The 24944-nt window shown below is 41.9% G+C and carries 29 protein-coding genes and 1 tRNA gene; 12 read left to right on the top strand and 18 right to left on the bottom strand.

The features are described 5' to 3' along the window. Positions 1–92: 92 nt before the first annotated feature. Positions 93–968, bottom strand: a complete 876-nt coding sequence (locus tag ID47_RS09765; RefSeq protein ID WP_038466051.1) for a LysR substrate-binding domain-containing protein — start codon at positions 966–968, stop codon at positions 93–95. A 120-nt stretch (positions 969–1088) separates the two neighbouring features. Here ID47_RS09765 and ID47_RS09760 point away from each other — a divergent pair. The 4 genes from ID47_RS09760 (at position 1089) to ID47_RS09745 (ending at position 3817) form a co-directional block, all read left to right on the top strand. After that, positions 1089–1174 (top strand) — tRNA-Leu (locus tag ID47_RS09760). Positions 1175–1192: 18 nt separating this feature from the next. Next, positions 1193–1516, top strand: coding sequence for a hypothetical protein (locus ID47_RS09755; RefSeq protein WP_038466048.1), 324 nt, complete (start codon positions 1193–1195; stop codon positions 1514–1516). Between the two features lie 197 nt (positions 1517–1713). Then, entirely contained in the window at positions 1714–3033 is a 1320-nt protein-coding gene (locus tag ID47_RS09750; RefSeq protein ID WP_038466046.1) for a porin, read from the top strand. A gap of 136 nt (positions 3034–3169) precedes the next feature. Next, entirely contained in the window at positions 3170–3817 is a 648-nt protein-coding gene (locus tag ID47_RS09745) for a hypothetical protein (RefSeq protein ID WP_038466043.1), read from the top strand. Positions 3818–3838: 21 nt separating this feature from the next. On the opposite strand, the gene ID47_RS09740 is transcribed toward ID47_RS09745, so the two are convergent. The 11 genes from ID47_RS09740 to ID47_RS09690 all read right to left on the bottom strand — a co-directional run bounded on the left by ID47_RS09740 (position 3839) and on the right by ID47_RS09690 (position 12171). Then, complete coding sequence (locus tag ID47_RS09740) at positions 3839–4729, bottom strand: hypothetical protein (RefSeq protein ID WP_038466040.1); 891 nt, start codon at positions 4727–4729, stop codon at positions 3839–3841. A 182-nt stretch (positions 4730–4911) separates the two neighbouring features. Then, the gene (locus ID47_RS09735; protein WP_038466036.1) at positions 4912–5556 is read right to left on the bottom strand and encodes a small ribosomal subunit Rsm22 family protein; all 645 of its coding nucleotides are present in this window, start codon (positions 5554–5556) and stop codon (positions 4912–4914) included. Continuing rightward, complete coding sequence (locus ID47_RS13045; RefSeq protein WP_038466034.1) at positions 5543–5833, bottom strand: small ribosomal subunit Rsm22 family protein; 291 nt, start codon at positions 5831–5833, stop codon at positions 5543–5545. Before ID47_RS13045 ends, ID47_RS09735 begins: the two co-directional genes overlap by 14 nt. Positions 5834–5851: 18 nt before the next feature. Next, a complete protein-coding gene (locus ID47_RS09725; protein WP_038466031.1) occupies positions 5852–6181 on the bottom strand; it encodes a ferredoxin family 2Fe-2S iron-sulfur cluster binding protein in 330 nt (109 codons plus the stop codon). A 12-nt stretch (positions 6182–6193) separates the two neighbouring features. After that, on the bottom strand, positions 6194–7945 hold the full coding sequence (hscA, locus tag ID47_RS09720) for a Fe-S protein assembly chaperone HscA (RefSeq protein WP_038466030.1): 1752 nt from the start codon (positions 7943–7945) through the stop codon (positions 6194–6196). Beyond that, entirely contained in the window at positions 7926–8474 is a 549-nt protein-coding gene (gene hscB, locus ID47_RS12060) for a Fe-S protein assembly co-chaperone HscB (RefSeq protein WP_198022288.1), read from the bottom strand. Before hscB ends, hscA begins: the two co-directional genes overlap by 20 nt. After that, positions 8431–8766, bottom strand: coding sequence for a HesB/IscA family protein (locus ID47_RS09710; RefSeq protein ID WP_038466026.1), 336 nt, complete (start codon positions 8764–8766; stop codon positions 8431–8433). Before ID47_RS09710 ends, hscB begins: the two co-directional genes overlap by 44 nt. Before the next feature lie 15 nt (positions 8767–8781). Beyond that, the gene (gene iscU / locus ID47_RS09705; RefSeq protein WP_038467656.1) at positions 8782–9186 is read right to left on the bottom strand and encodes a Fe-S cluster assembly scaffold IscU; all 405 of its coding nucleotides are present in this window, start codon (positions 9184–9186) and stop codon (positions 8782–8784) included. A 161-nt stretch (positions 9187–9347) separates the two neighbouring features. Next, entirely contained in the window at positions 9348–10601 is a 1254-nt protein-coding gene (locus ID47_RS09700; protein WP_051908820.1) for an IscS subfamily cysteine desulfurase, read from the bottom strand. Beyond that, complete coding sequence (locus ID47_RS09695; RefSeq protein ID WP_038466024.1) at positions 10598–11713, bottom strand: cysteine desulfurase family protein; 1116 nt, start codon at positions 11711–11713, stop codon at positions 10598–10600. Before ID47_RS09695 ends, ID47_RS09700 begins: the two co-directional genes overlap by 4 nt. Then, entirely contained in the window at positions 11713–12171 is a 459-nt protein-coding gene (locus ID47_RS09690; RefSeq protein ID WP_038466019.1) for an Rrf2 family transcriptional regulator, read from the bottom strand. Before ID47_RS09690 ends, ID47_RS09695 begins: the two co-directional genes overlap by 1 nt. Before the next feature lie 178 nt (positions 12172–12349). Here ID47_RS09690 and ID47_RS09685 point away from each other — a divergent pair, with 178 nt between their 5' ends. After that, a complete protein-coding gene (locus ID47_RS09685; protein ID WP_038466016.1) occupies positions 12350–13003 on the top strand; it encodes an alpha/beta hydrolase in 654 nt (217 codons plus the stop codon). Between the two features lie 159 nt (positions 13004–13162). Here ID47_RS09685 and ID47_RS09680 read toward each other — a convergent pair whose 3' ends face one another. From ID47_RS09680 to ID47_RS09660, 5 genes are all read right to left on the bottom strand, one after another. Further along, complete coding sequence (locus ID47_RS09680) at positions 13163–13744, bottom strand: BON domain-containing protein (RefSeq protein WP_051908819.1); 582 nt, start codon at positions 13742–13744, stop codon at positions 13163–13165. Between the two features lie 14 nt (positions 13745–13758). Beyond that, a complete protein-coding gene (locus tag ID47_RS09675) occupies positions 13759–14106 on the bottom strand; it encodes a YraN family protein (RefSeq protein ID WP_038466014.1) in 348 nt (115 codons plus the stop codon). Next, positions 14103–14942: a 16S rRNA (cytidine(1402)-2'-O)-methyltransferase gene (rsmI, locus tag ID47_RS09670; protein ID WP_051908818.1), complete on the bottom strand. Its 840-nt coding sequence runs from the start codon at positions 14940–14942 to the stop codon at positions 14103–14105. The genes ID47_RS09675 and rsmI overlap by 4 nt, the downstream gene beginning before the upstream one ends. A 4-nt stretch (positions 14943–14946) precedes the next feature. Next, entirely contained in the window at positions 14947–15798 is an 852-nt protein-coding gene (locus tag ID47_RS09665) for a tetratricopeptide repeat protein (protein WP_038466011.1), read from the bottom strand. 137 nt (positions 15799–15935) lie between these two features. Further along, positions 15936–16616: an outer membrane protein gene (locus ID47_RS09660; protein ID WP_038466009.1), complete on the bottom strand. Its 681-nt coding sequence runs from the start codon at positions 16614–16616 to the stop codon at positions 15936–15938. 267 nt (positions 16617–16883) lie between these two features. Between ID47_RS09660 and ID47_RS09655 the strand changes: the two genes are divergently transcribed. Next, the gene (locus ID47_RS09655) at positions 16884–17891 is read left to right on the top strand and encodes a hypothetical protein (RefSeq protein WP_038466007.1); all 1008 of its coding nucleotides are present in this window, start codon (positions 16884–16886) and stop codon (positions 17889–17891) included. A gap of 91 nt (positions 17892–17982) precedes the next feature. Here the strand turns inward: ID47_RS09655 and ID47_RS09650 are convergent, their stop codons facing one another. After that, entirely contained in the window at positions 17983–18951 is a 969-nt protein-coding gene (locus ID47_RS09650; RefSeq protein WP_038466005.1) for an RluA family pseudouridine synthase, read from the bottom strand. An 88-nt stretch (positions 18952–19039) separates the two neighbouring features. Between ID47_RS09650 and ID47_RS09645 the strand changes: the two genes are divergently transcribed. The 6 genes from ID47_RS09645 to ID47_RS09620 all read left to right on the top strand — a co-directional run bounded on the left by ID47_RS09645 (position 19040) and on the right by ID47_RS09620 (position 24899). After that, positions 19040–19468, top strand: a complete 429-nt coding sequence (locus tag ID47_RS09645; RefSeq protein ID WP_038466003.1) for a hypothetical protein — start codon at positions 19040–19042, stop codon at positions 19466–19468. Positions 19469–19612: 144 nt separating this feature from the next. Next, positions 19613–20533: an aspartyl/asparaginyl beta-hydroxylase domain-containing protein gene (locus tag ID47_RS09640; RefSeq protein ID WP_051908817.1), complete on the top strand. Its 921-nt coding sequence runs from the start codon at positions 19613–19615 to the stop codon at positions 20531–20533. Positions 20534–20542: 9 nt separating this feature from the next. Continuing rightward, a complete protein-coding gene (lnt, locus tag ID47_RS09635) occupies positions 20543–22036 on the top strand; it encodes an apolipoprotein N-acyltransferase (protein WP_038466000.1) in 1494 nt (497 codons plus the stop codon). Continuing rightward, a complete protein-coding gene (locus ID47_RS09630; RefSeq protein WP_051908816.1) occupies positions 22029–22406 on the top strand; it encodes a helix-turn-helix domain-containing protein in 378 nt (125 codons plus the stop codon). Before lnt ends, ID47_RS09630 begins: the two co-directional genes overlap by 8 nt. A 436-nt stretch (positions 22407–22842) precedes the next feature. Then, complete coding sequence (locus ID47_RS09625) at positions 22843–23994, top strand: branched-chain amino acid transport system II carrier protein (RefSeq protein WP_051908815.1); 1152 nt, start codon at positions 22843–22845, stop codon at positions 23992–23994. Positions 23995–23996: 2 nt separating this feature from the next. Beyond that, a complete protein-coding gene (locus ID47_RS09620; protein WP_038465998.1) occupies positions 23997–24899 on the top strand; it encodes a metal ABC transporter solute-binding protein, Zn/Mn family in 903 nt (300 codons plus the stop codon). The last annotated feature ends 45 nt before the right edge of the window (positions 24900–24944 follow it).

The following is a 24944-nucleotide window of genomic DNA, read 5'->3' as shown; positions in this document are numbered from 1 at the left end:
GAGATTTTTAATCTCCCTATCGCTAAAAACTTAAGCAAAAAGAGGGCTGTAATACAGCGTTATGATAACCTGATTTTTTTGGCTACGCTTAATCATTGTTTCTTCTCCTTAAAATATTGTTTAGAAATTTCACACAATTTGTCTGTTAAGATTTTTTTTGAGGAAAAACGCCTGTGTATAAAACTTCCTTTTACCTCGGCACTCACGTGATTATCCAACACGTTTACTATTTTTCTATTTAAAATATCGGATAATTGCAAGCGACTTTTAGGTAACGCACAAATTCCCACTCCTGCTAGCGTCATTTTATATAGGCTTTTCAAATTGTTAGATGTCACGAAAGGATCAATCGTATCAAAGACTTCTTTGGGGGATAATTTAGCATCAGTTAAGGCTAAGAGCCGATGATCTCTTAAATCATATACACTGTTAGGGGTACCATACTTCTCTAAGTAGCTAGGGGCAGCGTATAAAAGAACGGGATCTGTCGTCAGGTGAATCTGACTTAGATCGCTGCGGTTGGTTAGGTGAGGTCCTATAATCACATCTACGCTGGGGTCAGTAAAATTAAAGTATTCTAAACCTGATACTATATTAAGCTGGATATCAGGAAAAATTTTGTAGAATTCCATCAGGATATCAGGCAATTCAGTTTCAGCCAAACCGTGTGTGGTCGCGATAGTTAATTCTTTTGGTAAATCAGAGGTGGGCTCAATCAGTCCTATATTCTCCACGATGACCCGACAAAATTCTGCAAAACTTTGTCCCATTTCTGTGAGGATAAAACGGTTTTGATTTCTCAAAAGCAAAGGCATACCCAAAGATTTTTCAATAGAATTTAGATCATTATGGATTTTAAAAGCTGGTAATTTTAATTTTCTTCCCACAATTGCCGGGGAACCCTCTTTAACCAAATGATGAAAGAGAATACATTTTTGAATTGATATTTTATCAAAGTTATTTGTCAATGCCCAAACCTTAATTCAAACCAAGGATATTTTTGTTATAACATTTTTTTAGTAAATAATCCCCTAAATCAGCAAGAAAAACTTGCGATTTTTTTTTAGTTTGTTTATTGTAAGAATTGAGCCTGCTTGGTGGAATCGGTAGACACAACAGACTTAAAATCTGTCGCCTTCTGGGCGTGCCAGTTCGAGTCTGGCAGCGGGCACCACTTTTTTTGTGAAATATTATGGTAAAAAAGCCAGAAAAATCATTTGAACAAATTGAATTATTTGGCTCAACCAAACCCTCTTCCTTTAAATCCGATCCAAAACCCGACGTTAAAAAGCCATTTGTTCCGGTGCATACCATGGCCTTAGATTCGGCAGAGGTTAAAAATAATTTTATGTATATGATGCGCATTCTTTTAAATACGCATCAGCGATCTCTGTCAAATTCGGTAAGCCAAGATCTATTTATCGATACGTTAATTACAGAGATGAAAATTAAACGTGGCTTAGCTGATCCCAATCTTGCTGTTCGCACCAGTGCCCTTAAATCCCTGAAAAAATGATTGATTAATAGTAAGTTATTATTTTTTTTCTTAATTAAAAGTTAATAATTTATTGAGTGTGATTTTAAAACAACATTACATAGAATATGTGTAAAATTTTGGTGTTAATATTTGATTCCAGAGATATTTTTATAAGAATATGGTATCAGTTGACCCGGGTAAGGGTTCCAATAATTGTTAATTCGGAGGGTATCTTAATGAAGAAGCTAGTTCTTAGCACCGTTGCTGTTGCTGCTCTCAGCACCTCAGCTATGGCTGAAGCTGTTGCACCGACACTACAAATCAGTGGCAACACAATTATGAATGCATATGCTGTTAGCCAAAAAGTTAAAAATAATGGTAAAGCACGTGGGCATCATTTTTCTAATGATATTTCTGACTTGTTCTTCTTGGTAGCAGGTCGGACAGCATCTGGTATAGAATACAAATACAAAATCAATTTCCAAGCATTTTCCAATGCAAATCCCCTTGTTGCTCAGAATTATGTAGAATTCAACACAAAGGCTGGTACATTCCAATTTGGTAACGTTGTAGGCCCAGAAGACACAATGGTCGAAGATGCAGGTGCCATTATTGGTGGTGCTGGTGCATTTGATGGCGGTTATAAGAACGTCTTCAATATTTCTGCCTTTTCCCTTCGTGGAAACGATGTTATCGGTGATACCGGTTATGCCACAAAGTTTGCTTACTATACGCCAGAACTGTGGAACTTCCGCTTCGGTGTTGCTTATGCCCCTCAAACATCTCATTTAGGTGATGCAAAATTGGACAACAATTCCATTCAAAGCAATGGTAACGTTCCGGGCGTTCGTAACTTCTTGCCGCACCTACCATCCCACATGGACGTTTATGGCGTTAACAGCTGGGCCTTCGGTTTGTCCTTCAAAAAAGATGTTGGCAATTGGGGTATCAATCTTAACGGTGCTTACGTAACAGATCGTTCTTACCTAGCAGCGACGAACTCACAGATCGTAAAATACAATACAGCACTTGCTGGTAATTCAAAGCTAAAACTGCGTAACACTTCGGCCTACCAATTGGGTGCGATCATTGGTTACCGTATGGCAAATGGTCATCTTGTTCAAGTTGGTGGTGGTTGGTTAGATAGCGGCCATTCTCGCAATTTCCGTAATCAAGCAACAATTACTAGTGGTAGCAGCACGGTAAACACAGGTAATCTGCACAAAGGTGATTCCGGTGAAGCTTGGAACGTTGGCGCCGGTTATACATTTGGTGCCTATAAGGTTGCTGCTTCTTACCAACACATGGAAAGAAAAACAGATGCTGTTAGAAAAGCCAAGACAAATGTTTGGAGCTTAACAGGTGATGTGGTTCCGGTTGCTGGTCTAAAGTTCTTTGGTGAAGTCGACTATGTCAGCACCAAGTCAAATGAAGCCGCTCGTAGTTTGGCTCAAAACTTCAGCAATGCCTTTAATGCTAAAGCAAATGCTGATACATTGGCAAATTCTAAGAACAACGGTACAGTATTTATTATGGGTACAAAAATCAGCTTCTAATCTTAGATCTGATTTGTTCTTGAAAAAGCCCGGGGTAATTCCCGGGTTTTTTTATACTCATGAGCGCTGTTTTTATAGCTAAATTTTTTAAAATGTCTTATAAAAAATTGAGAGTTTTATTTAAAGGTTACGATTAATGAAAAATAAATTAGCTTTTTCCCTGGCCGCGGTCCTTCTATGCACAGCAGCCGAGGCTGGAAACTGGAATGCTGGTGCCCGAATTAGCACACTCGGCCTTGCCGCCGAAGTTGGTTATCAATTTAACGAAACTTTGGGGGTACGTCTACAGGGGACGTGGTGGGAGCATTTCAAAAAAACACTCAGTTATGACGGTGTTAAATATCATAATGTTCGGTTTCGTCCCATCACCGTCAATGCTTATGCAGATTGGTATTTTTATACAACATGGTGGCGAGTGAGTGGTGGATTAGGCTATAATGGAACGAGAATAAGACTTAACCGCGATTTTAGTAATCATCCCCAACCAGAGCGCGCCGCAACAGGTATTGTTTCTGCAAAGTATCGTTTTAAGAATCCTCTTAAATATTATGTGGGAACAGGGATAGATATCAGAAAAATTGGCGGCAGCAATTGGACCTTTACCATGGATGCGGGGGTCTATTTCATGGGAAAAGTTAGGGCTAAAGTTCAGATGACGGGGCCCGCGAGAATGTCCTCTCAAGCTCATGTAGTTGCTAAAAGAGAGGCTGAAGAACTGTTAAATGATAAGAAATGGTTCTCAAGCTATCCTGCGGTTAGCCTTGGCTTTAAATACGAATTCTAAGAATCGATAAAGAGGGGGGAATTATCCTTTTTCCTCCTCTGTCTCCTCTTCCCTATCCTGTATTGAGTAACGTATTTTCTCTAAGCGACGCTTTAATAAAGCCGTAAAATCATTTTCTTCACTTATTGGTTTATCCCTAAGCATTCTGTCGGCAGCGGGTTTTAGTTTTATAGGTTTTTTCTTAATCTCTGTTAAAATATCTCGCGACAAGGCGGAGCTTCCTATTTTTGTTATTTTTGGTACACTTTTTGATTCACCTAATGGTCCATTCAATTTAATTAATGGCATACCATCTTTGGTGTGTTTCTGCGTATGTTTTAATTTTGGTAGCGGCGATAAGGATGGTGAAGGTGGTGGTGGTGGAGGTGGAAGGAATGCTTTGGATAATTCATCTTTTAGCTTCTGTTGCTGATCATCGATAATACGTGCTTGTTCAGAGGCTAGAGCATAATGTCCATGGTAATCCGTTCCAATTTTTATTCCCATATTGCTTGCGACAATTTCAAAAGCCAAAGTGGCATGATATTGAGGGGGGATGTTACTCCAAACCTGGAACCTTGATTTGGGCGCATTTTCATAGTCAAGTTGCAGACAATCTAATTGATAGTCAAAATAATGCTTAAGAATTGTTAGGCTGGCTTTTTTATCATAGTTGAAGGTCCTCAAAAGGAAGTTATGAAATTTGTTAACTCTTATATTAACTTCTTGTTCTAGGGGAGAGCTGGGATCACGCCAAAAACGCGAAGCAAGGTCACGAATTTCATGCCAATCATCCTTATGGTATTGCTCTAAAGCTGCATGAATTGAATTATGGACCATTTCTATTAAGATTTGCTCTTTCGAGTGCCCTTGAATCTCAGCGGCGGAACTTAAACAGCTTAAAAGGGCGCTTAAATAAAGGAATTTTCTCATGCCCCACCCTCTAATAAATGACAAGTATACTTTTAGTATCTCTCAATCAAATTAATTTTTCACTAATTATTAAGAGATTTTCAAACTATTAACAATTGGGCAACATCAAAATATGTGGAGGAATAGGTTAAATTTTTCTTCTTTAAAGGGAAATGGTGAAAATATATAAAAAACGGTGCACCCTAATAACGATCGCCCCAGGCCAATTTTTTTAACTGCTGAAAATCCACTGATTTACTCTTGCTATAAGAATGGCGCTCCAAGGTGCCTTCAGGCTTACAAAAATCAATAGTTCCATGTTCCGATCGATGCTGGCGTTGCTTTATAACGCGATTATAGGAGTTGGGCTGTGGCTGTTTGCTGACAAATAAATAGCTAAATTTCTCATCTTCATAGCCGATTTCAGCCTCTTTCAAATTTTTATGGTGACTTGACCGACTCAATCGCTGGGTGAAATGGCACCAATCTGGATCATTCATAGGGCATGAAAAGGCATGGGGACATGGTGCAACAATGTGGGCGCCCTCTTCAATCAGATATTGGCGCACTTGCTTTAATTGCATAAAACTATGGGGCGTTCCAGGGGTAATCATTAAAAGATAATCCTTCGTGGCAGCCCACAGTTTAGCCACCATCTCACGTTGGTGAGTAGCAGGGATTTCATTTAAAACATATGAGAATAGAACTAAATCAGCCTTCGGAAAAGCTGGTAATGTCAGGATATTATGATGCTGCCATTGTCCTGAGGGTATGAGCTGTTGACCGATTCTGACCATATCCGCATTTTCTTCAATTAAGAAATGGTTGAGGGTATCAAAATGATCCATACAGGCCAAGGTAGCCGTTCCTGGACCACATCCTATATCTAGTGGATGTTGGAGAGTATCCCCCTGGAAGTTCATTTAAACAGCGTTGGATGCAGGCAAATGTGGCGGGTAAGCGTGCCCCTATATAAGCTATAACTTCGAGCGAGGAAAGGAACCCACGCTTGTTGGCTGAGGATCGATAGCGCTGACTTAAGTCGTCATAGGCTGTTGCTAGATGGGTGGAAGAATAACCCGCTGTCACGTGGCCTAGACGATCTTGAATCCAAGGGGGGAGCATCGTGACAGCTATACTTACTTAAAGGGACATATTACGCGTGCCAGCCGGCAGACGTACTGTTAAGCCATCCAATTCATCACTCATGATAATTTGACAGCCTAAACGGGATGTATGAGTTAAGCCAAAAGCCAAATCTAACATGTCTTCTTCGTCTTCGGTTGCCTCTTGCAAGATATCATACCATTCTGGATCCACAATAACGTGGCAGGTAGAACACGCAAGCGATCCCTCGCAGGCGCCTTCGAGATCAATATCATTGCGATGAGCAATTTCTAGAACAGATAGACCGACAGGGGCATCAACTTCTTTGCGATTGCCGCTTTGATCAATAAAAATTATTTTTGGCATAGATTTTCTCTCTTATACATCCTCGACCCGCTGCCCTGACAAAGCCCGCCTCATATTACGATTAATACGGCGTTCAGCAAAGTCTTGAGTCAAACTTTCGACGATTCTCAATTGAGCCTTTATATCATCTTTATTTTCAGAATTCAAAGATTTCCGTAGATCCTCAATAGCTTGATCAATTGCTTGTCGTTCTGACACGTTGACTAAGTCACCATCTTGATTCAAGGCCGTTATTAACATACTGATGAATTGTTCTGCTTCAAGTTGTGTTTCAATCAGTAACCGTTGATCAATATCAGTGGCACCATGTTCATAATTATCACGCAAAATTTGTAAAAGTTCCTCATCTTTGAGGCCATAAGAAGGATTAATTTCCACCTTTTGTGATATTCCCGTCGCCATTTCTTTAGCACTGACAGTCAAGAGCCCATCCACATCCAAGGCAAACGTTATACGTATTCGGGCGATTCCAGCGCTCATGGCTGGAATACCTGTCAGCGTAAAAGTGGCCAGAGAACGACAATCTTTAACGAATTCACGTTCTCCCTGTACCACATGCACAATCAAGGCCGTTTGACCATCCTCGTAAGTGGTAAATTCTTGAGCAATTGCGGCGGGAATAGGGGTATTACGATGAATAATTTTTTCAACAATACCGCCCATGGTTTCAACCCCCAGAGACAGCGGGGTCACATCCAAAAGAACGGTCTCTGAACCAACCGTTAGCGCTTCGGCTTGCAGAGCGGCCCCCAGCGCAACCACTTCATCTGGATTTAAATTTGTTAAAGGGGGTTGATCAAAAAACTGAGCTACGGCTTGACGCACCGCCGGCATCCGGGTTGATCCCCCCACCAATACCACCCCATCCAAATCTGTTACTTGCAACAGGGCATCTTGGAGAGCCATTATACAAATTTCAAGGGTTTGGGCAATCAGAGGACGAACCAGTTCCCTCAAATCGTCTTTAGAAAAATTCCATTCCGCATAAACATCATGGTCCGTCATATACTCTTTAATATGTCTGGCTTCTTGGAGAGAAATATTAAACTTTGCTGCAATTAGGCGATCAATATCATCCCCCCCCAGCTGAGTGTCGCCGGCGGTTGCAATCACCTGAAAAACGCCCTTGGTAAAACGGATAATTGATAGATCAAAGGTACCGCCCCCAAAATCATAAACCGCATAGGTTCCTTCCACTTTTTGGTCCAACCCATAGGCCAAGGCTGCTGCTGTTGGCTCATTAATCAACCGGAGAACATTTATGCCGGCCAGTTGGGCCGCTTCCTTTGTTTGCTGACGCGCTGCCTCATCAAAATAGGCAGGAACTGTAATCACCGCCTCAGAAATAGATTCCTCCATCGCCTCTTCAGCAATTTTCTTGAGGTATTTCAAAATATCAGCTGAAATCTCGACAGGCGTTTTTATCAACTCACCACATTGTAAAAGAATACCCTCTTGAGAAGGGGCAAACGGATAGGATGCTGCTAAGGAAGATGGAACCTGGGCCAGGCCCATTAAACGTTTAATGGAAGAAATGGCTTTATCTTGATGTTGGGCGTCAATGCCAACCAATTCATTCTTCCCGCCATAAGCAACAATTGAAGGAATCAAGCGTACACCTGTATGAGACGTTAAAACTTGTGCTTGGCCATTTCTACTGAAGGCAACCACCGAATGGGTTGTTCCTAAATCAATGCCAATGGCTGGGCTTTTTTTAACAAAACTTTCTTGGGGTTTAAGGGGATCAACGAGTTGAACGAACATGAGGTTTCCTTAACGGATGGTAATGTATTTCTTCCAAAATTTTAGTAAGGTAGACAAATTCTAAATAAAGGTAAGGTAAAGAATCTGCGTCGCTACCATCAAAAGCCGATTTAACAAAGTCTAATCGTTTCTTGAGCTCAGTTTCAAGTTTTGTCAGTTCTTTTTCAAATCGATAAGATGCCAACTCTTCACGCCATTGCATCACACGCACAAGCAAAGTCGAATGGCCAACCGTTTTGCCATTTTCGCCGGGCACCTCAACACCATGACTTTTCAATAACTCTGCTGCTCGTTTGAGAGGATCCTTGAGTATTTGATAAGATTCATTAAATTTTACTGCCAAGCTTGCTGCCGCAGTCCGTTCCTGAGCTGTTTTGGTAACAAATAGGTCGGGGTGCACAAAACTCAAAGCTCGTCGGTGCCGATTCTCTAAGTCCAAGAGATCGATATTATACTTGGGAGACAAACCAAATGTTTCAAAGGCATTAGACATGGAACGACTTTCCGCAACCACATCGCCCCTTTTCATTCGGGTTTCTAAAGACAAACCCCGACTGTAAAGTTTCGACGACATAATCCATCTCTGTTCCTAAGAGGAACAGGATGGCTTTAGGATCAATCATTAAGGTTAAATCATCGACAGTGACGACTTCATCAAACGCTGAGATTGTATCGGCAAATTCCATCGTATAGGACATTCCCGAACACCCTTTAGTTTTGATGCCAATACGAATCCCAGCTGCCGGTGTTTCCCGTTGCGACATCAACTCTCGCACGCGCGCTTTTGCACTATCCGTTAGAGTCATTGGTACCGGACGCATAACCTACCCCTTTTGTTACGCAGCTGAGGCTGCATCATCTTTCCGATTTTTACTTTTATAGTCTGCTACCGCTGCTTTAATCGCATCTTCTGCTAAAATTGAACAGTGAATTTTAACCGGAGGCAAAGCCAAATGCCGTGCAATTTCAGTATTTTTAATGGCTTGAGCTTCATCAATCGACTTACCCTTAACCCATTCTGTAATCAGCGACGACGATGCAATTGCCGACCCGCAGCCAAATGTTTTAAACTTGGCGTCTTCGATAATGCCATCAGCTGTAACTTTAATTTGTAGTTTCATAACATCACCACAAGCGGGGGCACCCACCAAGCCGGTCCCGACAGAATTATCATCTTTATCTAACGACCCAACATTTCGAGGGTTTTCATAATGATCGAGAACTTCTTTTGTGTAAGCCATTGTTTTTTCTCCCTTTATAATACAAAACTTAGTTTTTTTACGCGGTTTTTCCAATTATTATCACCCTATTTATGCATCAATCGATTTAGAGGCATGGATCCCGGATCTTCGCCTGCTCGGTCCGGGATGAGGTTTAAAATCGACCATAAGCAGAAAAATAACTAGTGAGCTGCCCATTGGATTTTGGTAATATCCACTCCCTCTTGGGCCATTTCCCATAAGGGGCTCATGGCGCGTAGGCGTTCTACTGATTCAATCAAAACAGCCAGCGCTGTGTCGATCTCTGCCTCTGTGGTAAAGCGTCCAATGCCAAACCGGATCGAGGTATGAGCTAATTCTTCGCCGACACCAATCGCTCGCAAAACGTAGGATGGCTCCAGAGACGCTGATGTACAAGCCGATCCTGAGGAGACAGACAGTTTCTTGATTCCCATGATGAGACTTTCTCCCTCCACATAAGCAAAGCTTAAGTTTAGGTTGCCAGGAACCCGCTGCTCAAGGTGGCCATTTAAAAACACCTCGGGTAACCGATCCATAAGGGCTTTGTAGAATTTGTTAGCAAGTCTTTTAATGCGCTGTTGTTCACTGCTCATCTCCGCTTCAGCAATAGCACAAGCTTCGCCAAACCCGACACATAAAGCGGGGGACAAAGTCCCAGAACGCATTCCTCGTTCTTGGCCGCCACCGTTGATTAAGGCTTGCAAGCGCACGCGAGGGCGGCGACGCACATACAGAGCTCCAATCCCCTTCGGGCCATAAATTTTGTGCCCCGAGATGCTTAAGAGATCAATATTCATAGTCTCAACGTCAAGGGGGATCTTGCCAACGGCCTGGGCAGCATCGGTATGAAACAGAACGCCATGAGCCCGACAAATTTTACCAATTTCGGCCAATGGTTGAATCACGCCAATTTCGTTGTTGACCGCCATGACAGACACCAGAACGGTCGTTTCCTTGATCGCCGCTTTTAGGTCATCTAGGTTAATTAAACCATCGGTGTCCACTGGCAAGTAGGTCACCTCAAACCCTTCTCGTTCCAGATAGCGACAGGTATCAAGAACACATTTATGCTCCGTGACAACGGTGATAATATGATTTTTCTTTTCTTTATTAAAGTGAGCCACCCCTTTGATAGCCAGATTATTGGATTCAGTAGCGCCACTGGTGAAGATAATTTCCCGTGAATCAGCTTTTATAATCTGGGCCACCTGCCCACGGGCATGGTCCACCGCAGATTCAGCTAACCATCCATGCGGGTGACTCCGAGAATGAGGATTACCAAAGACCTCACAGAAATAAGGAAGCATCTTTTCTAAAACCCGCGGATCACAGGGTGTGGTCGCCTGATAATCCAAATAAATTTGTCCTTCAAGCGTTGGTTTTTGGTTGGCGGCGGGATTACAGGAGTAGGTCATGACGCGATCCTTTCTTTTAAATTTCCTTGCGTCCGCTCATACAGCTGACGCCATGTATCAATAAACTTTTGACTATCTTGGTGTTTTGTAGACTGTCCCAGGCTGACACGCAACGATTGAGCTAATGCCGGCTCTCGTACCCCCATGGCTTGTAAAACAGGGGAAATCTTAACCTTGCCTGACGAACAGGCGGATCCTGCTGACACAGAAATTCCCATCAAATCAAAATGCATAACTTGCGTGTTACTTGCAACGCCTGGCGTTGCAAAACAACTTGTATTGGGCAACCGAGGGGCTTTTTGACCAAATATTGTGAGAGCGGGACATATTTGTAAAAGCTGTGCTTCCAACTGATCTCTCATCCCCTCGATGGTTGACCAATCTTGAGAAGAACAAGCCTTTATAGCGGCACCGAGGCTGACAATGCCAACTGTATTTTCAGTGCCTGAGCGATAGTACCGTTCCTGTCCCCCCCCTCTCAATAAAGGCAGTACGGGAATGCGTTCATTGACCACTAAGGCACCAATTCCTTGGAGTGCCCCGATTTTATGGCCTGATAAGGAAATAAAATCCAATTCCAAATCTGCCCAATTGATAGCCAGTTTTCCAATACCTTGAACGGCGTCGCTGTGAATCTTTGCGCCATACTGACGGGCAATTGAGACAATGTCAGTCAAGGGTTGGATGACCCCTGTTTCATTGTTGGCGGTCATGATACTGACTAAAGTTGGTTGGTCAGATTCTTTGAGTAAATCTTCTAAATAATTTAGATCAACTCGCCCCTCGGTGTCAACCTGACAACGCAGAGCTGTTTTATTGGCTTCCAGTATCGAATCATGTTCAATGGCACTGGTAATAATCCGCCCAGCAAACCCCTTCATGATCGTATTATTAGCTTCTGTGGCGCCACTGGTGAAGACAATCTGGGAGGATTTAACGGCAAAATAATCGGCAACTTGAATGCGAGCTTCCTCGAATAAGGCTCGTACACAGCGGCCATTGCTATGAATTGAAGAGGCATTGCCAAGCTGGCTCATCGCCTCTATCACAGCTGTGTGAGCAGCAGGGAGCAGCGTAGTTGTTGCATTATGATCAAGATAAATCCGATCCATTAAGCCACCTTCTCTCGGGGAGCAAATAAACTCTCTGATAAGCCGTGTATGCGACGAGAACAGATGTCATCTAAGGTCACATGCTGCAGAAATCCTTCAACCACAGCGCTGAGCTCGCCCCACAAATCATGGGTCATACACTTGCTGGACGTTCCTTGGCATCCCATTGCCTCTTGCGTGGAACATCGCGTTGCTTTCAACGGTGTATCAACAGCTGCAATCACATCGTAAACTCTCAACTCTTGGCGGGGACGGCTTAAACTATATCCCCCATTAGACCCGCGACAGCTTATCACCAGATTTTCTTTTTTTAAGCGATTGAATAATTGTTCTAAATAAGCTAATGGTAGCCCTTGGCGCAAGGAAATGGCTGATAAAGGCACAGGTCCAGCCTCTCCATAGTGAGCTATATCCACCATGGCCATCACCGCATATCTAGCTTTTGAACTTAATTTCATAAAATTCTCCGTAGCTCTTCTAAAAAAGCCATGGTACACTTAATCACAAATTGAAGATACGTACTTGAAAATCCAATACTTCTTAGGATAGATTTAGCTATTCTGACTAAATTGGTCAAGTATAGATTTCTTTAGAGTGCATTTTTTTTTATAACATCGCGAGTGAAAGGGGAAACCCATGGCCGAAGTTATTTTTAACGGTGCTGCTGGAAGAATTGAAGGCCGGTACCATCAAAACGCGCGAGAAGACGCGCCGATTGCTCTTATTCTCCATCCAAATCCTCAGTTTGGTGGCACGATGAACAACAAGGTGGTTTATGCCTTGTATCGAACATTTGTTGATTTAGGGTTTTCTACTCTCCGTATTAATTTTCGGGGTGTTGGCCGCTCAGAAGGAACCTTTGATAATGGCGAAGGGGAATTGAATGATGCCGCAACGGCGTTGGATTGGTTACAAACGGTGAATCCAACCTCTTCAAAGTGTTTTATTTCTGGATTTTCTTTCGGAGCTTGGATTGCGATGCAACTTTTGATGCGTCGTCCGGAATTGGATGGATTTATCTCTGTGGCACCGCCGGCGGATCGATATGACTTTAGCTTTTTGGCACCCTGTCCTGTCCCTGGCTTGATTCTCCAGGGGGCCAAAGACGATATTGTTCCTTTTGGTTATGTGGCTAAAATGGCTGATAAGTTGCAGCAACAACGCGGTATTCGCATTGATTATACCCAAATAGCTGATGCTGACCATTTCTTCTCGGGTAAATTACCGGAAATGTGTCAGATTATCGAAGGATATGTCAAACAGCGCCTAGCCATAAGATCGGTTGCTTAGCAATTTAGCAAAGTTAATAAGATCTCTCAATAAAGCAAGAGGACTTTCCCGGGTTTGTGAGGCCCGGGTTTTTATTTTTTAGAATGGTCGCTTTTAAATCGCCCGCTTATCTTCTAGTCTGGATGGCGGAAGAGCAAAAAATGAAAGGGGAAAAGAGGTCTACTCTAAATTTTCCTTAAGATGAACATACGACGTAACTTTTTTCACGCCCTCTATATGGCGAGCATAATCAATTACAGTGCTTAGTTCTTTTTGATCTTGGGCGATACCCATCAGGTAAACATTACCGCTCACAGTTTTAATGCTGTAATTTACAGATTGAATATCTTTATCAAATAACAGTTGTGATTTGAGTTGTGTGGTAATCCAGCTGTCTTTTGCATAAACACCAAGGGATGCGCCTTCTGAAATGGCGATATTATCGATAACGCGTTTTACGCCTTTAACTTCCCAAGCAATTCTAACAGCATCAAGGTGCATTTCATTGGTTGGCACGGCGCCGGTCAGCATAACTTCACCATTCTGAACGATAACATTGACACGCGCATGAAGATCAGGATCTTTTTGATACAAACCAACACTGACCTTCGTGGCAATCTGAGTATCAGATAAGGAACCTGCAACACCCTTTTCTTTCACGAGGGCTCCTCCCACAACGGCAGCACCTCCCCCAATAATCGCAGGGGCGCATCCGCATATCATCAAAGAAATAGTAAATAAGGGTATCATTGTTTTTTTCATTTTTTTCCTCTAATTTAAACTGTCCGCCAAGCATCTTTAAGGTGATAGAATCTCTTAGGCGTGGCAATAACAACATCAAATCTTACTGTATTAAAATCGATATTAACTGAGCCTAGATAGACTTGACCAGCCTTTTCTATACGTTTGCGTTGTTTTGCGGTGATCGCTTCCAATCCGCAGTTTAGATATTTTCGTTTTTTAACTTCAACAAAAACAAGTGTTTTTCCTCGCTTTACGATGAGGTCAATTTCTCCCCAAGGTGTTTTATAGCGGCGGGCCTGGGGAATATATCCTTTAAACAACAGAAATAAAGATGCCAAGTATTCGGCTGCTAATCCTTTGGTATACGATGTCCATTTCATTTTAAAGCCAGGGCTCTTTTGTAAATATCTTTACGCGGTAGTCCCAAAGTTCCCGCAACCAGCGTACAAGCATCCTTCAGCGAATGGGATTTCATTGCTTCGAGCAAGGCTGTATCTATATCTTGGGTCGAAAGAGGCTGATCTATCTCAGCAGGCGGAGAGAGAACAATAACAATTTCCCCTAAAATTTTATCGCGATTTGAAAAAGTCTCAAGAACGTCAGTAATGCTTCCCCAAACCACTTCTTCGTGAAGTTTGGTCAGCTCTCGTAAGACAGAAATTTTGCGCTGTGTAAAAATTGTGGCCATCGCTTGTAAAGTTTTTATTAAACGATGCGGCGATTCATAAAAGATGAGGGTGGCATCAATGCTTTGAAAATCAATAAGCTTTTTTGTATCAACAAAGCCACAAAACATAAATCGGTCAGTTGGAAGTCCTGATAAGGCTGCCGCTGTAATAACAGCTGAGGCTCCCGGAATAACGGTGACAAGAAGATTCTGGTCTTGCAAAGCCTTGACTAATTTATAGCCAGGATCACTAATTAAGGGCATGCCTGCATCACTAATTAAAGCAATTTTTTCACCCGCCTTAATTTTATTAATGATTTCTGGAATCAAGGCTGTTTCATTATGGTCATGTAATGATTTTAAGGGCGTTTTAATGGCAAAGGTTTCAAGCAGAGGACGGCTAGTCCGGGTATCTTCGCAATAAATTAAATCGGCTTTTTGTAGAACATCGAGAGCCCTAAGCGTAATATCTCCCCGATTGCCAATAGGGGTTGCAACGATATGCAACCCAGCTTTCACAAGGGGGAGAAAATTCGGCAGGCTAAGCATGACCTTAATTACACTTATATTGTTTAGAAAGATCTTTAGCCTTGGCCATTGTTGATTTTTCTTTGGGAAAATCAGCTTTCAATTTCTTTAAGACAACGCAGGCTTTTTTGGTTTCACCCTGGAGTTTGATCGACTGAGCCATTCCTAATAATGCCTGAGCCCCTGTCGATCCTTTTGGATTGGCTTTATAAGCTGCCGCAAAATCAGCCGCTGCTGTCTTAGCCATACCTTTCTGCTTTGTTTCTGTCGCTGTAGCCAATTCACAGTCAGCAATATGAAGTTTTGCCTGAGTTATTTGTTTGCCTTTTGGATATTGCTTGACGTAATACCGGAAAGCTTCTTCGGCTTCAGCGTACTCTTTTTTCTTGTATAAAGCCATGGCTTGATCGTACTGGGCATTGTCATCGCTTTTTTCTAAAATTCCGGTTGGGGCTTCTTTTTCAGCTTTCTCGGTGGCTTTATCCCGAGCAGCTTCTTTCCCCGAGGCGGGAGCTGTTGCTAAATCTTGTAGAATGGCCTCGACATCATCCTCTGCCGCATCATCGCCAGCAACGGCATCACAGTCATCAATAGAGTCGGTAGCGGCAGAAACGGTTGAGATAGTGCCGGTGGCTGTTGAATTTTTAGAGCTCTGGTGTTCTAAAACTTCGATGCGGCCTCTGAGTTCTTTGATTTGATTTTTTAAGGATTCTAGATCTTCCTGGGTCGCAAAATCTTCTCCGCTGGCACTTTGCCCGCCAATCCTTTTTTCAAGGTCACCAATCCGGGCACTTAAATCACCATAAGACTCATCCGCTATAACAGCTGAAGAGGACGATAAGCATAACATTAAACACAGGGCTTTAGATAATTTCATTGGCTATCCGATTCTCATTATTTGTTAACCACAATCTAACAAATAATTCCTATAAATCCTAGATTTGATTGCAGCAATAATTCTAACCAAAAAGGCGCCCTGCCAGACGCCTTTTTAGATTATTTAACTAAATAAAATTAGCCAAAAGTATAAGTCACACCCATCAATACGGATGTTTGACCAGTACGAATGCGATTATTGGTATTTTCAAATGTAAATACCCCGGCAGCGTTATTCGGTACTCTTAAGTTAACTTTTTGTGAAAGGCTATATTTTGCTTCTACTCGGGCACGCCATTTACCACCCATCGGAGCTTCAATTCCAAGACCTGGGACAAAAGCAAATTTTGTTTTATTGCTTGAAACTGAAAAAGATCCAGTAGGCAATGTGCCTCGATAAATAAATTTATGGGTTTTCCATTCTCCTCCTAAACGTATAAAGGCAACAGCATCAGAAGATGTGCGATACCCAATCCTTGCAGAAAAACCATATGAAGCACGGTTTTTAATTTTGAAACTTTCGTTTGGATTATTACCTTCAAAAATGATTTTATCATCTGTGGTATCAAAGTTTCCTAAAAGCTCAAGTCCCATATGTAAGTTATGACAAGGATAAGCATAACCGACTAATAGACCACCTAAAAATCCTTTGTCTCCTATACGATGATGACGAATCTGAGTAGCTGTATCATTTGATGACCTAAATTTGCCATCTGTTACGCCCATACCTATAAATGGACCCACATAAATATTTCCACGACTTGCATCTGCCTCTGCGATCAGGCCGACTATAGCACTCAACAATAAGATCTTTTTCATACTTGCTCCTTAAAACAATAGTTTTCCAGAATAACTAGAGCGCATTCTAGAAAAATTTTACCTAACAATAATAGCGTGAGGTAAATTAAATGACTAAGTCAAGGCTTACAAATAATTAAATTTAAGTTAATTTAATTAAAGCATGGGGAATATATCACTGCAAAACTTAAAGCATAAAATAAATGTCTAGAATTAACGTTAATTTAAGAAATTATAATTAATATTAAAGTATGTAAATTATGATCTCTAAACTAAGGAGAGGATTTTATGTATCAATCGATTTTAAAAGTATCGGCTCTTATTCTGCTTGCGACGTCGAGCAGTGATGCTACAGGTAGATTTGGTGTAACTCCCGGAAATTGTGCACAAAAAATGAATCAGATTTCAAGTATGGCTAACTCTCCTGATAAACTAGCTTTTGCAAGAGAAATCCTTGCCGTATGTGGAAGTAAATTACAATCCAACAGAGTTGCCCAGATTAATACAATTATTAATAATTTGCAGGCTCCCCCGCCATTAAATCTAGGTAACAACCCGCCTCCAGTGCAGCAGCAACAGCCAAACATGGGTAATGATGCGGTTCCACCACCACTACCAAATATGGGTAACAATGCACTCCTCCAGCACCAAGATGCAGTTGACGATGGGGCGCAACCACCAGCACAATATGTAGATCATGAGCCTCTTGTACAAGATCTTCAGGGTGTAAATGGAGAAGAGGACCATGCGCACCTTCAACACCAAGATGCAGTCGATGATGGGGCGCAACCACCAGCACAACATGTAGATCATGAGCCTCTTGTGCAAGATCTTCAGGGTGTAAATGGAGAAGAGCAGGGGCATCAACATCTACCTCCAGAAGAGGACCACGCGCAACTTCAACACCAAGATGCAGTCGGTGATGGTGCGCTACCACCAGCACAACATGTAGATTATGAGCCTCTTGTACAACCGCACCTAAATCCAAATGCTGCTGACGACCAACTAGCACACTACGATGGTGGGGTTGGGGTACAAGAAAATAGGAGTAATATTGCAGATGAAGGTGTAGGTTTCGTCAATAATGGACAACGACTGTCTTTATTAGAACAGATTCGACAGGGAGCACAGTTAAATCCTGTGAACGCAAATGAGCGTAGAGCTGCTCTCAGGGATAATTCCCATGAAGATGCTATCCGTGCGGGTGTGCTCAATCGCCGAGGGGCAGTAGCAGGCGAGGGAACAGGTTACGAATCAGACCCAGACTCAGAGTCAGATAATGAGTGGGAGAATTAATATAAAAACCAAATCTTATAAAAATAAAACAAGGGCCGGAGAATAACCTCCCGCCCTTGTTTAATAAGGCTTTCTGGGTTTTACATTGTCATTACAATTTCTCCAATCCCACTAAATCGACTGGTAATTGAGAAACAAAATGCATGACTTTTCCTGAGGTAGGATGAAGGAAAGAAATTTCTTTAGCATGCAAAGCTTGGCGGGGAAACTTAACCATAGATTCAGTCCAAATTGCAGTGGCTCCTTTGGGGCTATGTCCATAAAGTGGGTCTCCAATCAGGGGGTGCCCTAAATGAAGCATATGCACCCGAATTTGATGGGTACGGCCAGTAGCAAGTTTACACTGCACCACACTAATGTTTAGGCGCAAATCTTCTGAATTTCCAAGGGTAGTCAAAACTTCATAATGGGTCACCGCCTCTCGGCCACCATGCGTGAGAACGGCCATTTTTTGACGGTTACGGGGATGGCGGCCAATTAATGTTTGAATGGTCCCCGACCGAGGATTCGGTACCCCCCACACGAAAGCTATATAAGTTCGCGACAAACTACGGTCACTAAATTGAGCGGATAAAGCATGGTGCGCAAAATCATTTTTTGCAACCACCATGAGACCTGATGTATCTTTATCAAGGCGGTGAACAATTCCGGGCCGTTTGACGCCACCAATGCCAGATAAAGAATCACCACAATGGGCAAGCAAAGCATTCACGAGGGTATTCTCTCGATGACCGGGGGCCGGATGCACAACCATACCCGCTGCTTTGTTAATGACTAATAAGTCTGCATCTTCATAAATAATATCTAAAGAGATAGCTTGAGGTGATGGGGTGGCTTCCTCAGGTGCAGGGATGGTAAATGTAATCCGATCTTCGCTTAAGAGTTTCATGGATGAGGAAATTTTACGGTGGGGAATAATTTCAACCCGACCTGTATCAATCAACCCTTGAATCCGGGTGCGACTTAAGTGCGGAAATGACTTACTTAGAGCTTTATCAAGCCGCTGTCCAGCAAGACAAGCGTCAATTATTAAACTGTAAGTATCAGATTTATTTTGCATTTTATTAAAATTAAAATTTACACTTGCGTGCGAAATAGATTTCATTAGATTAGATAGTATCAGAAAACAACACGACAGAGGTAGTCTAATGAATAAAATATTGATGTCAGCCGCAGTTATTTTTTGTCTTTCTAATATGACGATGGCTGAAGGCAGCAAGGCGCCCGAAAAAAAAGAACAAACGGAAAAAGCGATAGAAAAATCTGAACGTGATGAAAAAAAATCAGCTAAGAAAGCCGAACGGACCCATAAAGTCTTAGAAGCTTGTGAAGAAGCTTTGAAGAAAGCCGAAGGCCATGGAAAGCTTTTGACAGGCATTGATAAGAAAATGTTTGATTTATTTATTGCGCATGCCAAACTTGAGATGGACGCGGCCAAGGATCCGGAAATGGCTGACCATATGATGAAACATGCTCGTTCCTGCAAGCGTTATGTGGGAAATGCAACTAAGCTTGAAAAACAAGACGATAAAACTGCTGATCATCATAAAGAAATAAAAGAAGAAGAAAAAAAATAGTAAGATCTAGTATTCAGAGAGTGAGATAGTTTACTCTCTGGGATTTACTATGTGCTATTAATCTTATTGAAAATTATCTTGCCGTAAAATTTGTCAAAGCTTATTTTAATAATCTAAAAACCTCGTTAAGATCTCAGAGTAGCCATGTTTTACAGTCTATCCTTAACAAAACTTTCCACTTTTGTGGTTTTTATAGTGTCTGCATTCGTGGCCCATTTCCGTGGCAAAGTCAAATACAAACTGATGCGTCAGATCACTGACCATTCAACCTTTATGGCACCCATCAACTGTTTTATGTATATGTTTTCCAAAGTTCCAAATACACCTTATTTAGACCGACGCCTATTTCCTGAATTAGATATTTTTAAGGACAATTGGCAGATTATTCGGCAGGAAGCTTTGCAACTTCTAGAGCAAGGAAATATTAAGTCTTCCGAGAAACGCGATGATATTGGTTTTAATTCATTCTTTAAGCGTGGATGGAAGCGTTTTTACCTAAAGTGGTATAGTGATCCCTTGCCATCCGCTGTTGCAACTTGTCCTAAAACGCTAGAACTGATTGCCAAGGTTTCTTCGGTTAAGGCGGCTATGTTTACCTTTTTACCAGCAGGAAGCCGTTTGGGATTGCATCGGGATCCTTATGCTGGCTCCTTACGCTATCATCTAGGATTGATAACTCCCAACAGCAATCAATGCTTTATTGAGGTGGATGGCGAGCGCTATGTTTGGCAGGATGGAGAAGATGTCTTGTTTGATGAAACCTATCTACATCAAGCCGAGAATCAAACCGATGTTGATCGGCTGATTTTCTTTTGTGATGTGGCACGTCCAATGTCGAATCGCTTAACAACATTTATTCAGTGGTTTTTTGGTAGATTTTTTATCACAACAGCGGCAGCTCAAAATACAGCTAAAGATCCTGTCGGTGTGTTGAACCAGTTTTTTAAATATATTTTCATGATTCATACATCAACCAGAGGCTTAAAACGTACCTATCCCTTCCTGCATAAGATCTTAAAGTTTGGTTCTTTTGCGGGATTAGTCTATTTAATTTTTATATGGTAGCGTAAAAACATGTATGGGATTTTATCTACGTTAACTTCATTTGCTGGTCGTTATCCACGATTGGCAATTTTTCTATTTGGAGGCTTAGCAAGCTTAAGTTTTGCCCCTTTTAATTGTTTTCCAGCTGGAATCTTTGGATTTTCTGGTCTGCTTTACTGTTTGACCTATCCTTCCTGGTCTAACCGTCCATATTTCTATGGTTGGTGGTTTGGTTTTGGATATTTTACAATTGGTTTGTACTGGATCGCCAACGGCTTAAAAACTGCTGGATTTTGGTATTTAATGCCATTGGGCTGGTTTGGATTACCAGCCTTTTTAGCTTTATTTATTGCTCCGGTCGTTGGGTTAAGCTGTACATGGATGCGACCTGGTTTAGCTCGGTGTCTTTTATTCACGGTTTTATGGTCAATAGCGGAATACTTGCGGGGGCATATTCTGACAGGATTTCCGTGGAATTTGAACGGCTATACTTGGCCGTTAGAAATTTTGCAAGTCAGCTCAATTATTGGAATTTATGGACTAAGTCTCCTGACTACATTGTTGTTTGTGAGTTTAGCAAGCAAAAACAGAACTTTCGTTGCGGGGTATATTATTCTTTTTGTGGGACTTTATGGGTGGGGACATCAGCGCCTCACCCAGTTTCCTACTGAAAGGACAGGCATCAATATACGGCTTGTGCAAGCAGCCATTCCCCAGCAACTGAAGTGGGTGGCAGGTCATTTTGAAGAGAATTTTAATAAACATCTTGGGCTCAGCATGATGGAAGGTGAGCGGCCGTTGAAAGCGATCATTTGGGCTGAAGCAAGTATTCCAACGTTTATCACAGACTATCCCGTTTTAATGGGAACCCTGGCGGCTATTGCTCCCCCTCAAGGGTATATGATTGTTGGCGGACCGCGGCATGGGGTGGACAATCAAATATATACCAGTACACTTGTCGTTAATACGCAGGGACAGCTCATAGCTTCTTATGATAAATTCCATTTAGTCCCTTTTGGTGAATATTTCCCCTTACGAAAAATATTTCCACACGTAAGTAAGCTCACCCATGGGGAAACAGACTACACAGCTGGTCTCCAAGCGCAGACTTTAACTGTTGAAGGATTACCGCCATTTTCGCCCTTGATTTGTTATGAAGCAATTTTTCCAGGCGCGGTGGTGGCAACACCACGTCCAGATTGGATGCTTAATCAAACCAATGATGCGTGGTACGGCTATTCGAGCGGCCCCTTCCAGCATTTACAAATTGTTCGTACCCGGGCTGTTGAGGAAGGAATTCCCCTGGTTAGATCTGCTAATAATGGAATTTCAGCAGTTGTTGATGCCAGTGGACGTATTACTGAGCAATTAGGATTAGATGCGTTTGGCTTTATTGATTTTGATTTACCCAAAGCCCTTCCCACCCCAACACTCTACTCTCAATACCGTGACCTAGCATTTTTTATCCTTATTTTTGCCTTAGGATTGGTGTCTTTCATTGTCCGACGGAGACAGCATGCCTGATACAGATTTTCTGAATATTGGCCACAATCTCAGAATGCTTCGTAAGCTGAGAGGAATTAGCCAAGCCGCTTTGGGACAAATGATTGGGGTATCTGGGCAAATGATCCAGAAATACGAAACAGGTCAAAGTCAAGTTTCATCTAAAACCCTGCATCTTTTGGCCGAGAAACTGAATGCAGATATTCGCCAGTTTTTTGATGGCAGTGATGGATTTGTTGATCTGTCGGAAGACGGAGAAACTTATGAGGTTGAAGTTGATGATCGTATCAAAGATTTAATCAAAGTCTACTCACAACTCTCTAATGATGATAAGGATCGTCTTATTGCTATGGCCGCTGTCCTAGCAAGCTTGAAAAAAGATAAGTCTTAGGGAGTATCTAACTCTTACCTCACCTCCGTCAGACAATAGGGATCAGGTTGGGCGAAAAGGTAAACCCCGTCATTGAGTGCCTCTGATGGGGGTTAAATATATTTAATCAGCCTGCAATTTTTTGATGAAATAGATTGTTTTAATTAAAATTGATTAATAATAAAGATTTGATTAATCAATCATTTAGATCAATTTATTTAAAGAAAACTGTTCTCTTGTAATTTTATTACTTATATAAGTTTGTTGACAAAATTATCTTTCAAGATTATAAAATATAACACTATGCAGATTCAAAGCCTAATTTTAATGAGTGAGACGCCCGTGACGGTCACCTTTAGCATGACTGTTGGAATGTTTATTGTCCCATAAGGGGACTTGCTATATAACTTTATTCATTTGTGATTCGACGCTGACATTTTATAAACGGATATAACCGATGACCTACAAACGGGTAGTTTTAACTTCTGGCTTTGCCATGTTTTCAATGTTTTTTGGTTCTGGCAATCTTGTTTTCCCTCTTATAATTGGTAAAGAAACTCTAGATGTTTCTGTTTACGGAACTCTTGGCCTTATTAGTACAGCTGTTATTGTGCCTTTTTTAGGGTTGTTTGGTATGATTCTTTATAATGGTGATACGCGGGCTTACTTTAATAAATTAGGCAAAATACCCGCCTTTCTCTTAACGCTGATGATGTTATCCTTGATGGGGCCTTTTGGGGTAGTCCCACGCTGTATTACAGTGGCCTATGGTGGTTTAAATGTCCTTTATCCCGACATGTCCTTTATGTGGTTTTCTTTGGGGTTTTGCGCTTTAGTTACCTTATTAATATGGAAATCTAACCGAGTGGTCGATGTTATTGGGTTAGTTTTAACACCCTTTAAACTGGGAGGGTTGTTACTACTTTTATTGATAGGGTTGTATTATGCGCCCCCCGTTACCTCAACAACAATATCATCCAGCGCAGGCTTTTTTACAGGCTTGCACTTGGGGTATCAAACAATGGATTTAATGGCGGCCTTTTTCTTTTCGGCCACGACGGTTGCTTACCTCAGACAGAATCTTCACAAGGGGGATGGGGGGGCAATTCTGTTTAGAATTAGTTTATACTCTCTTTTGATTGGTGCTGCACTTTTAGCCATAGCTTATATCGGTTTTGTGGCCTTAGGGGCTTATTATGCACCGGATTTAGTGGGTGTTAAACCTGAATCATTACTTGTGGCTATTGCTGATAAGACGTTGGGTGCTTTGGCTTTACCTATTGTTGGCTATACCATGGCTGTGGCCTGCCTGGCGACAGCTGTCATTTTGACCATTCTATTTGTCGATTTCCTTTACCTGGAGATTCTTAAAGGAAAAATTGGGGAAAAAGCAGCAATTTTTATCACTATCGGCACCACATTTGCTATTTCTCTTCTCGGTTTTTCTAAAATTTGCTCTGTGTTGGGCGAAGTCTTAGAAATAACTTATCCCGCGCTTATTGGTTTGGCGATAGGAAATATTTTAGCCGCAACGACAAAAATAGATCTCTCTCGTTATGCATTTTGGAGTATATTGGTTCTCAATATAGCATATAAATACGTATATTAACGATGAAGGTTGTTCGATTTATCCTTTGTTTTTGTCTCTGGTTGGGGGGGACGAGCTATGCAGAAAGCGCCCCTTCCAAACTAAAAGTTGTGGCAACATTTTCCATTCTAGGGGATTTGATTCGCAATGTCGGCGGTGAGGCTGTGGACGTAAAATTTATTGTTCCTGAAAATGCGGATCCCCATGTCTATCAGCCCACGCCTCAAGATGCAGCCATGTTAGCTAAAGCTGACCTTGTGTTCGTCAATGGTCTAGATTTTGAAGGATGGTTCGAGCGTTTGATTTCTAATTCGGGATATAAGGGCAAGGTAATCGTTGCTGGTAAAAATGTGAGCCCCCGAATTTTAGTGGGATCTAAAGGCACTGCTGTGGATGATCCTCATGCCTGGCATTGTGTTAAAAATGCTATGTTATATGTCGAGGTTATTGCTGAAGCGCTGGTTGAGGCACACCCAGTTTTTAAAGACTTAATCTTGCAAAACAAAACAGACTATTTAAAAAAACTGGAAAATTTAGATGCCTGGGTTGAGGAACAATATGTGTCCTTCCCTGTTAATAAACGCTTGGTGGTGACAACCCATGATGCGTTTTGGTATTATGGTGGCTCTTATAAAATTACCTTCCTATCACCGGTTGGCATCTCTACGGATGCAGAACCTTCTGCAGCTGCAGTGGCCCATTTAATTAAGGAAATCAAGGCCAAGGATATCAGAGCCGTCTTTATTGAAAGTTTATCCAGCCGTAAATTAGTCGAAGAAATTGCAGCCGAAGCAGGGGCAAATGTTGATGGTACTCTTTATGCTGATTCTTTATCCTCTCCCCGGGTTTCCCCTTCCCCAGCACCGACATACATCGACATGATTCGCCATAACACGCTGGAAATTGTCAAAGGTCTAAAGTCATAAGAAGACATTTTAATGGCTTTAAGATCAGAGAAATTGTAGCATGAC

The sequence above is a fragment of the Candidatus Paracaedibacter acanthamoebae genome, assembly GCF_000742835.1.
Classification (GTDB): Bacteria; Pseudomonadota; Alphaproteobacteria; order Paracaedibacterales; family Paracaedibacteraceae; genus Paracaedibacter; species Paracaedibacter acanthamoebae.
The sequence above is the reverse complement of the archived record's forward strand: the minus strand, read 5'-3'. Positions and strand labels throughout refer to the sequence as shown.